Origin of the sequence: Cohnella lubricantis, from assembly GCF_014212015.1 — a bacterium.
Taxonomy (GTDB): domain Bacteria; phylum Bacillota; class Bacilli; order Paenibacillales; family Paenibacillaceae; genus Cohnella; species Cohnella lubricantis.
Window position 1 is genome coordinate 1 of record NZ_JACJVN010000096.1, and the last position, 9,077, is coordinate 9,077.

Genomic DNA, 9,077 nt, shown 5'->3' on the forward strand with positions numbered 1-9,077 from the left:
TTTTCTACTTGCAAAACACAGAAAAGGAGACACGTAAAGATGAACTGGAATTAATAAAGGAACGATTGCTAAATATACTCATTAGTAATGAACTTATATTGAGTGATGATGAAATGAACGCTCACTTAAATCGAGTTGGAATTTCCATTCGCTCTCCATTATTTCAAGTAGCCGTTGTCGAAATCGACAAGTTGCATCAAACGTTGAGCAAAGCCAGTGAAAGTTTGCTGTGGCAATTTGCTGTTTCCAATATATTGAACGAAATAATCACGATCAATGGGAATAACATTGTTTTTAACGGAACTGAAGGAAGAATCATTTCGATTCTTCAATTTGATAATGAAGAAGATTGGGCTAAATTTAATGTGGATCAATTCCAGAGACTTTATGAGGTAGTAACAAAATACTTGAAATTTACAATCACTGTCGGAGTCGGCAGACCAGTTCGAGGGTTTAAAGCTGTTCATAGTTCATACATCGATGCTGTGATTTCGATTCAAAACAAGTTCATCATGAATGATGCAAAAGTGATTGAGTATACCCGACTTGAATCGAATGGTATGAATGTGGGCTTCTATCCCCGCGAAATACATGAAAACCTGCTTCAAGGGTTGAAATTGAATGATCTAAAAAGAATTAATGAAGAGCTATCAAATGTATTTGCCTTGATAAAAGAACGAAGATTATCAGCGGACTACACCTTAACGATTTTTGTGGGATTGGTATCATTATGCCTTTCCCATATTACGGAACTTGGAAAGAGTATTGAAGATGTTTTTGGCAAGGAGTTCTCCCCTTATGCTGAGGTCAGGAAACTTAAATCCATGGAATCGTCCTTCATTTGGTTCTCAGATTTATTCGAACAGATCATCCAATATTCAACAGCAAATAAATTAACGAAATCTAAGATTCTTGTTAAAAAGGTAATGGATTACATTGAAAATAATCTTCAGAATAATGAACTGGATCTTGAAATGATCTCCAAGAATGTTTTTGTTAATTCCAGTTATTTGACAAAGACTTTCAAAAAAGAAGTAGGTTTGACCGTAACTAACTATATCACCAGTATTAGAATGCAAAGAGCCAAAAAGCTATTGACTGCCGACAACGCGTTTGCCATATCGAGAATTGCAGAAATCGTAGGATACAGTGATGTTAGCTACTTTAGTAAAAGTTTTAAGAAGTACACTGGTGTATCTCCGAGTGAATATGAAAATGTGCATAAATAAAAAATGAGCTGCCCGTTAAGGTGCAGCTCGCTTGGTTATTTCTCGTCAATCCAAACACGCATCTCGCCTTCGCCGCGATTTGCCCATGCGAAATAGGGAATAAATTTTAATTCTGAACGAATTTCTTCTACTTTCGGATTCCGTCTGTATAAGCTATCTCCCCAATTATCCGAACATTGCCTTACGCCCGCTGCTTTGATGACCTGAACTCCTCTAAATAGCGATACATCAAGTTCCGTATTTAGCTCAGCGTCTTTGAGCAAATAGATTTGATGGAGATTTGGACCATTATCAGCCTCTTCAAGGCAGAATACGATCGGTCCACGTTGAAGCGCCGTTTTGCCTGCCGTATGACGAACCAGTGGATGCCCTTTCATGCGCTCAACGGTCATTGGAAGCACAAGTTGGACTTGGTCTCCAGGCTTCCACTCGCGTGACAGCATGGCATATCCGTCGACAACGATCGCAGTCAGTGGTTGATCATCTCCATTTATCGAGATCGATGCCCCCTCGCACCAGCCCGGAATTCGTACCGCAAGCGTAAATTCCGCGGTTCGATCCGTATCTATCGTAAAGTAAATATCACCATCCCAAGGATAATTGGAATGCTGACTAATTTGCACCTGAGCTCCGGCCAACTCAAGCTTAGCTTCTCCTCCAATATACAAGTTCGCATAAACTGTGTCTTCACGAGACGTGTACACATATTGCCCAAGGGACGCTAGCAGACGTGCCACATTAGGCGGGCAGCAAGCGCAACCAAACCAGCTTTGACGAACCGTCTTCACATGATGATATTTATGGTTGGCTTTGCATGCTTGAGGGTGAACCTCGAGTGGGTTGACATAGAAAAAGCTTTTACCATCTTGTGACATACCAGCAATCACCGTGTTGTACAATGCTCTCTCCATCACATCCGCATACCTTCCATGCGGCTGCAGCATCAGCATGCGCTGAGCAAAGAAGACAAGACCGACCGAAGCGCAGGTTTCCGCATATACGGTATCGTTAGGCAAGTCGTAATCTATACTGAATGCTTCTCCATGTTGTTGGGAACCGATCCCGCCCGTAATATACATTTGTTTATTTTCCATGTTGTCCCAGAGCCTTTTACACGCTTCAAGCATCTCTGAATCGCCTGTAACCGCGGCCAAATGTGCCATGCCTGTACACATATACACGAACCTTACCGCATGCCCGACAGCCCGATCCTGTTTAGTAACAAGCTCATGCGCCTGGCTATACGTCTTATCATCCAGCATCCAACGCCCAAAATGGGTCGTATTTCCGCGTTTCTCCAATTCGACATCATAGAAGTGCGGGTTCTTATCCTTCCCTCTCTCTTGAAGGAAGAATTGACTTAACCGAACGTACTTCTCGTTTCCGGTCACATCATACAACCTCAACAAGGCGAGTTCTATTTCTTGATGCCCGTCATACCCTTGCAGCTTTCCTGGAGTATATCCGAACACATCATCAATATGATCCGCGAACTTGATGACGACATCTAGGAGGTTACGTTTCCCGGTTGCTTTGTAATACGCGACGCCTGCCTCGATCATATGGCCGGCGCTATATAATTCGTGGCACTCGGCGAGATTCGTCCACCGCTTGCCAGGTTCTTTCAATGTAAAATAAGTATTTAAATAGCCATCTTCCTGCTGCGCCTTCGCAATGACGTCGATTACTCCGTCCACAATCTGCTCCAACTCCGGATCGCGCTCTGAGGCAAGTAGATAGGCTACAGCTTCCAGCCATTTTGCAACGTCGGTGTCCTGGAAGACCATTCCGTGAAACTCCCCTTGCGCAAGCCCCGCCGCAATTTTAAAGTTTTGGATGGCATGGCTCGGCTCAGTGCCCGGAATTCGATCGTTAAGCGCCTCCCATTGGTAAGGTACAACGACATCGCGGACCAATTGAATATATTCCGACCAAAACCGGTCTTGCAAAATGACATTCGTTAGTGGCAATTGTTTAATTTGGGATTGTATCCTATTCATGAAAGCACCTCCACATGAGTTGTATATCGGATCGTACATATCTACGTCTTCATTGGTGAATAATGTGTTATTCCATCGGTAGCAATATTAAATCTAGCCGCTTGGGTTTATGACTATACTAGCAAGGATAAATTTGAACTAACATGTAAAATCCGATACCTTTTTGCAATTTAAATGGCAGAATAACTTATATCGCAGGCCCAGTTCACGAAACTAGCACTTAATATCAACAAGGTCATTCACGAACAATCGCTGACCCCAATATCTCCTGATGCCAAACACATTCATGAATATAGATATTATCTGCCATCTGCCGCAAAACCAAATTCAAGATCAAGTTTGATTCTGTTGGATATCAAGTTGTTTTTTTTCGCATAGCTGATATCGTTCCTGAAGCACAGGAGATTCTACAAGAAATTCAGCAGCTCGACTACCGGTCGTAACGGACATGCAGACGTTTAACGAGGAACTGCTCGGCCGCTGCGAAGCCGACTGGCAGCGTGAGCACTACAAGAAAAACGTCCCGATCCATTTGCTCTTTGAGGACGACAAGAATGCGCTGCTCTACCTGCCGCGGCATCCGTTCGCCGCCTCATCGTAATGAACTCGAGAATGAAACACATTCTTTTGCTATTGTTTATCACCTATTTGACTGACGGCGACGGACCTCCGATTTCTTTTTTCTTCATTCGTATGCCTAGAATGATAATGGCAACATAAATTACGATGGCGATTGAATCAACTAAAGTATCCATAAGTGCCGAAACATCATGAAATGCTGTTATGCCTAGAATGACCATAAATCGAACGATCAGAAGCGACACGATCGTCCATGCGGCAGGCTGGGTCTTCGATCGCTTGATTTGTAATGACATGAAAATTAATACAATGCCGAAAACCAGATTTTCCGCCGTGATGATGTGCCAGACATATATGAATACTATCCGGGTATCCATGGCTATCGCACTTAAGTGGAGCGTCGGCAGCACAGCGGATTGCCCATTCCATGCGTGCGTAACGGCAAACAGTATCGCAAGAACGCCAGCGATCAGATAATAAAAATTCCTAACCTTGATGTCCATGACATCCCTCCTCAGTTATTCCAGGCTCCTTCTTTCGAATAGCCTGATAAATCTCCCGAACAATCATCGAGAAATGCAGCAACCTCCTGACAATAAGCTGGGGCTATATACTCCATTCTGTGTAACCCAAACTTTCCAGGGACGGCGATGAGAGTCCAATCCGGTCATAGTACCGAAGCGTATCCTTCGGGATCCCAAGTATCCGCACCCTCCAAGGCCAAGTCTTTTTATCAAGGTAACCTTTGTAATCTGCCCCGTTACTTTCTTCAAGTAATAGCTATTTTGCGGTACCCAACTCCCGGTTCATCTCGAAGCGAGAGATTCCGGCTCCTCGTTAAAGTGGTAATCCAATCGGATTTTGCCATCGTCGCCGAATACGATAAATGTGGATCCCGCAGCTACAGCGCTGCCCCCGTGGTAAGGTACCATAACCCAGTAAAACTTAATAGCATTATGGTGACCGTCCGCATGGGCTTTTAGTTGAAATATGAATCGGCCCTCTCCTACATACTTCTCGTGATTGGTTGCGATTCTTTGTTCCATCTCGCTCAGACCATGCACTTCACGTAAAGGCGTGAAGTGTACGACATCCTCGGACCACAGCTGCTCGATGCTCTTTCTTCTCTGCTGCGCGTTCGGTTCATTCCATACGGCGAGATAAAGGTTTGAGAATTGTTTCGGATTCATCATGGGTTCACCATTCCTTTTATTTTAATTTTAGTTACCCTTGCCGCCTTCTTCGGGAGCAAGCAAATTCATTAACCACTTGCTTCATTTGCCTGCTGCCTTGTAGATGCGACTCGCATGCTCGCTCCGAATACGAGTAAAGCAATAAGAATCCAACCTCCGCCGAAATATCCGATGTAGGCAACGGCCCCGTATTGGATAACCAACCCGCCGAGAATGGCGCCAAGCGCGCTTCCTAAATATACAAAAGAAGCATGGAGTGATAAGGCGATCCCCGCCGCTTGGCCGGACATCGTCGTGAGCCGGTGCTGTTGGGCAGGATTGAACATATAGGTGCTGATTCCCCAAAGAACCGCCGCTGCAAAGCCGACTTCTAGAGCGCCTTTGAATGGAGGCATCGTGCTCACGACCGAAAATAAGGCCAAAGCAATCCCAAGTATGGGAAGCGATAGCGTAATGGTTCGGGGAGAACCGATACGGTCCACCGAATAACCGCCAAGGCTTACGCCGATAAAATTGGCGATGCCCGCAATCAGGAAAACAATGCTTACCGTCTTGCCAACGGCACCAAGCCCGATGAAAATTTCCGCGATGTACGTATACACGGAAAAAATTCCGATCCCCCATGACAGCGTCGTAAACAATGCCAACAGGATTTCAGAGCGCTTCATAATAGCCATTCGAACTTTTAAAGATACAAAGCTGGTTGACGGTAAAACCGGAAACAACAAGCGGATGAGCAGGGAAGCAAGAAGAGCGGCGGCCGCTACAATCCAGAACAGAATTTGCCAGTTGTAGGAAATTGCGAGCCATATCCCTATGGGAACACCCACTATCATGGCAACGGTCTGACCTGCGACGACGATCGAAATGGCGCGTCCCCGCTTTTCGGGAGATACCAGGGAAGCCGCTGTCGCTGTCGCAGCAGGAGAAAAGGCTCCCGCCCCGATAGCGGCAATGATACGTCCTACGAGCATCCATTCGTAGGCGGTTGAAAGACTGCATATGATATTTCCTACAGTGAATGCAATGAGAGATCCTACCAGCAATTTTCTTTTCTCCACTTGGCCGAGCACGGTTGTCAAGATCGGTGATCCGATGGCGTAAACCAGTGAAAAAAACGTTACGAGCAAGCCAGCTTCGGATACAGAAACCTGAAATTGATTAGCGATTGAAGGCAAAATGCCTGCAATCATGAGGCCTTCCATATTGACTGCAAAAATGCCTAACGCCAGCAAAATGATTCGAAAATTCATGACACAACTCCTTTTTAAAATAGGGTGCTTCGAATCCAGTGTAATTGTTGCAGTTACATTGATGGTCGTAAAAACACAACTGCAAGACAACTGATACAGTTACATTGAAACGTAAAAAAACATGTTCTGAACCAGCCGTTAAAAAAAATCCATTATAATTGCACCTCCCGTACGCTCGACTATTTATTTTTTGTTGCCGGCAAGCCTGGTCATCAAGTCCTGTAATTCCCAGCCGCTCTGAGTTACGGATTCCTGAAGCAAATCTGCAATCGTTGTCTTGGCTAATTGCTGCTTCATGGCCTTTTCGGTATCGCTGTAAAACGCAGACAATGCAGGCTGGATTCCTTTGCCGATTGCGCAGTTGTCATTGGGCGTGCTGTGATGAAGCTCGAACAAGGGAGTGTCCACTACCGCTTCATATACATCCAAAAAAGTGATATCTTTCGGTTGCCGTGCCAGTTTCCAGCCAGCTCCAGTCCCGCCATGCTGCACTTTGACCAATCGTCCTTTGTTCAGCTTGCCTAGAATACGTCGTATAAATACAGGACTCGTATTCACGCTATTTGCAATCCGGTCCGAAGAGACGAATTCGTCCTTTCCTCCCGTGGCCAATGCGATCCAGGTCAAGATATGGAGTGCCACCGTATATCTGCTCACAATTGCCACAATGTTCCACCTTCCTCATGATAACTATCATAGTTACACTGATTCCTCTTTGTCAAGAGCTGCTTGTGTACAACAAAAATATAGTTTTAGTCTGGATTTGTTAATCCAACCCCGACCGTCGTTGTGAGAACGTCTAGACTACCCTCTTCGATTGAATTAACGTGCCGATAAAGTGTAATACATCCGTGTGATGTTCAACTGTTCGGCGATCGCAATTTCTTTTTACGGCTCGCGCTATGTGAAGCGCCTGCGCGAATACCGACACAAGTCGAGCTCGTCTGGCAGCCGGGCGAAGCGCAAGTGGACTTCGGCGAAGCCGACTTCATGGATGCCAGCGGTCAGAAGCGGATGTACAAGTTCTTGTGTGTGAGCTTCCCCTACAGCAACGCCGGTTACGTTCAGCTCTTCGGCGGCGAGACGGCTGAATGCGTCGCGCATGGCTTGCAGGACTTCTTCCACCGGATCGGCGGCGTCCCGACCCGGCTCATCTTCGACAATGCCAGCGGTGTCGGCAGGCGTGTCAGCGAGAACGTCCGAATGGCCGAAGTCTTCCTGCGCTTCAAAGCACACCATGGCTTTCGTTCTGCAATCCTTATGCCGGCCACGAAAAAGGCAACGTCGAGAATAAACGGAGATGCTGCCAAAGCTGCTTTCCGCCGATCATATATGTGATGTATTTCACATACAACCCGACATGGATTGTTCACAATAGAACTAACCAGATCCCCTTGTAAACCTAGCTCCTACCAACATCATCTTAACGGGAGGAATCGTCCATGAATACGGTATTGAATCTGTTAGCCGCCGGCGGCAGCACGGCCAAGGTAGCTGCGGAGGGCTCGCAGCTCATCCTAGATAAGGCTAGCATATTCGGATTTCTAGCCTTCTGCGTGCTATTCGTCGGCTTCTGTCTGCTGGCCCCGGCGCATATCTACGAGAAGTACTACAAGACCGGCGATGACGCGGAGCCGGCTCCGGAGATCGCAGCGGATCAACGGAGAGCCGCGAGTTGAAGCGTGCTTAGAGGGCAGTCAAGGACTGAACGCGAGTCCTTGACTGCCTTTCGTTCAGCTTGCCGGAGAACAATCACCCTGCGAATGCCGAGTCATACCAACGGTGCAAATCCTCATCCGATCGAAAAGCAGGCACGCTCCCTTCGATAGATCGGCGCCAAACCAAGTCGAACTCTTCCACGGTTGCCTCTCGGAAAGTCATCACATCCCCGCTCTCGGTAAGAAAGACAAATCCATTCTCCTCGCGAACCAGCACCTTGCCTTCGAATCCTCTTCCCCTATTCGTGTCAAAGAACTCGACTCTGTCTTTGCCATCCACAGTTTGGACCGTCACATCCAAAGCAAGCATAAAGTTGTTGCTAGTATTTAAGTCAACGAAATATAGCATTCGGAAGGTCCTTTCAAGTAAGTTGTTATTGTTCATTGCCGTAACGATACCCGAATGCTCCATTATACCATGTGTATCAATTTGCATACCTGACCGGGCATCTTGTCGAACAAAGGATCGGTAGGCGCCGGACCATAAACCCGGCGCTTTCCGATCCTTTGATTGTCATTATTTCGTCAAGCAAACCTCCCAAAAAAAACGTGCATTTTTCCCCATCATTGTCGCGGGGAATTTTTTTACCGTTCTTTCATGAGCGCATGTATCATCCGGTAGCTCTCGCCCTCAAAAACGAGCAGGTCAGCCATAACACCTTTCCCCCATCCCTCTCTCTCCTAGATCCACAAGGCTTCACAGCCTTTCCTTCACCCCTTCTCCCAAGAGGCATTTCCTTATTTCTTAGCACCTTTCCCTACTCCCGCTTCCCTCTTCTCTGCCCAAAGGAAAAGCCGAGGAAAAACAGGAATGGACCTGAAATTTCGCTCGGCTCGTAACACGACTATTTAGGCTTTAGTACGACTGTTTAGGCTCTGGTTGAACGTTAATTGCTATTTACACAAATTTGTACAAAGAAAATAAAGTATTAGACTGAAGTTGTTGATTTGATGCGGTTTTTAAGATTGAAAATCGTCAACTTTTGAGAAATAAGTTTTAGACTGGCGAATAAATTGATCTTCCTAATTATTGCAGTTCAAAAATAAAGTATTAGACTATGCTGTAACTCATTAAAGATCGATAGCGGGTCTGTCAATAATTTTG

At 45.9% G+C, this 9,077-nt stretch carries 10 protein-coding genes; 2 read left to right on the forward strand and 8 right to left on the reverse strand.

Annotated features, from left to right (window positions below; translation table 11 throughout):
- Positions 1 to 1,229 (forward strand): helix-turn-helix domain-containing protein (locus H4Q31_RS20200; RefSeq protein WP_185180868.1); only part of this gene is annotated, 1,229 nt, incomplete at its 5' end.
- 35 nt (positions 1,230 to 1,264) lie between these two features.
- On the opposite strand, the gene H4Q31_RS20205 is transcribed toward H4Q31_RS20200, so the two are convergent.
- The 7 genes from H4Q31_RS20205 to H4Q31_RS20235 form a co-directional block, all read right to left on the reverse strand.
- Entirely contained in the window at positions 1,265 to 3,229 is a 1,965-nt protein-coding gene (locus H4Q31_RS20205; RefSeq protein WP_185180869.1) for a glycoside hydrolase family 127 protein, read from the reverse strand.
- A 430-nt stretch (positions 3,230 to 3,659) separates the two neighbouring features.
- Positions 3,660 to 3,809, reverse strand: coding sequence for a hypothetical protein (locus H4Q31_RS20210; protein WP_185180870.1), 150 nt, complete (start codon positions 3,807 to 3,809; stop codon positions 3,660 to 3,662).
- 64 nt (positions 3,810 to 3,873) lie between these two features.
- Positions 3,874 to 4,311, reverse strand: a complete 438-nt coding sequence (locus H4Q31_RS20215; protein WP_185180871.1) for a hypothetical protein — start codon at positions 4,309 to 4,311, stop codon at positions 3,874 to 3,876.
- A gap of 303 nt (positions 4,312 to 4,614) precedes the next feature.
- Positions 4,615 to 5,001 (reverse strand): nuclear transport factor 2 family protein, encoded by a 387-nt coding sequence (locus H4Q31_RS20220; protein WP_185180872.1) that lies wholly within the window; start codon positions 4,999 to 5,001, stop codon positions 4,615 to 4,617.
- Between the two features lie 68 nt (positions 5,002 to 5,069).
- Positions 5,070 to 6,254, reverse strand: a complete 1,185-nt coding sequence (locus H4Q31_RS20225) for an MFS transporter (protein ID WP_185180873.1) — start codon at positions 6,252 to 6,254, stop codon at positions 5,070 to 5,072.
- A gap of 183 nt (positions 6,255 to 6,437) precedes the next feature.
- Positions 6,438 to 6,920 (reverse strand): Rrf2 family transcriptional regulator, encoded by a 483-nt coding sequence (locus H4Q31_RS20230; RefSeq protein WP_185180874.1) that lies wholly within the window; start codon positions 6,918 to 6,920, stop codon positions 6,438 to 6,440.
- Positions 6,921 to 7,154: 234 nt separating this feature from the next.
- A complete protein-coding gene (locus H4Q31_RS20235; RefSeq protein ID WP_185180875.1) occupies positions 7,155 to 7,493 on the reverse strand; it encodes a hypothetical protein in 339 nt (112 codons plus the stop codon).
- A gap of 203 nt (positions 7,494 to 7,696) precedes the next feature.
- Here H4Q31_RS20235 and H4Q31_RS20240 point away from each other — a divergent pair, with 203 nt between their 5' ends.
- Entirely contained in the window at positions 7,697 to 7,933 is a 237-nt protein-coding gene (locus H4Q31_RS20240) for a hypothetical protein (protein WP_185180876.1), read from the forward strand.
- 73 nt (positions 7,934 to 8,006) lie between these two features.
- Here the strand turns inward: H4Q31_RS20240 and H4Q31_RS20245 are convergent, their stop codons facing one another.
- Positions 8,007 to 8,408 (reverse strand): hypothetical protein, encoded by a 402-nt coding sequence (locus tag H4Q31_RS20245; protein ID WP_185180877.1) that lies wholly within the window; start codon positions 8,406 to 8,408, stop codon positions 8,007 to 8,009.
- Positions 8,409 to 9,077: the final 669 nt, after the last annotated feature.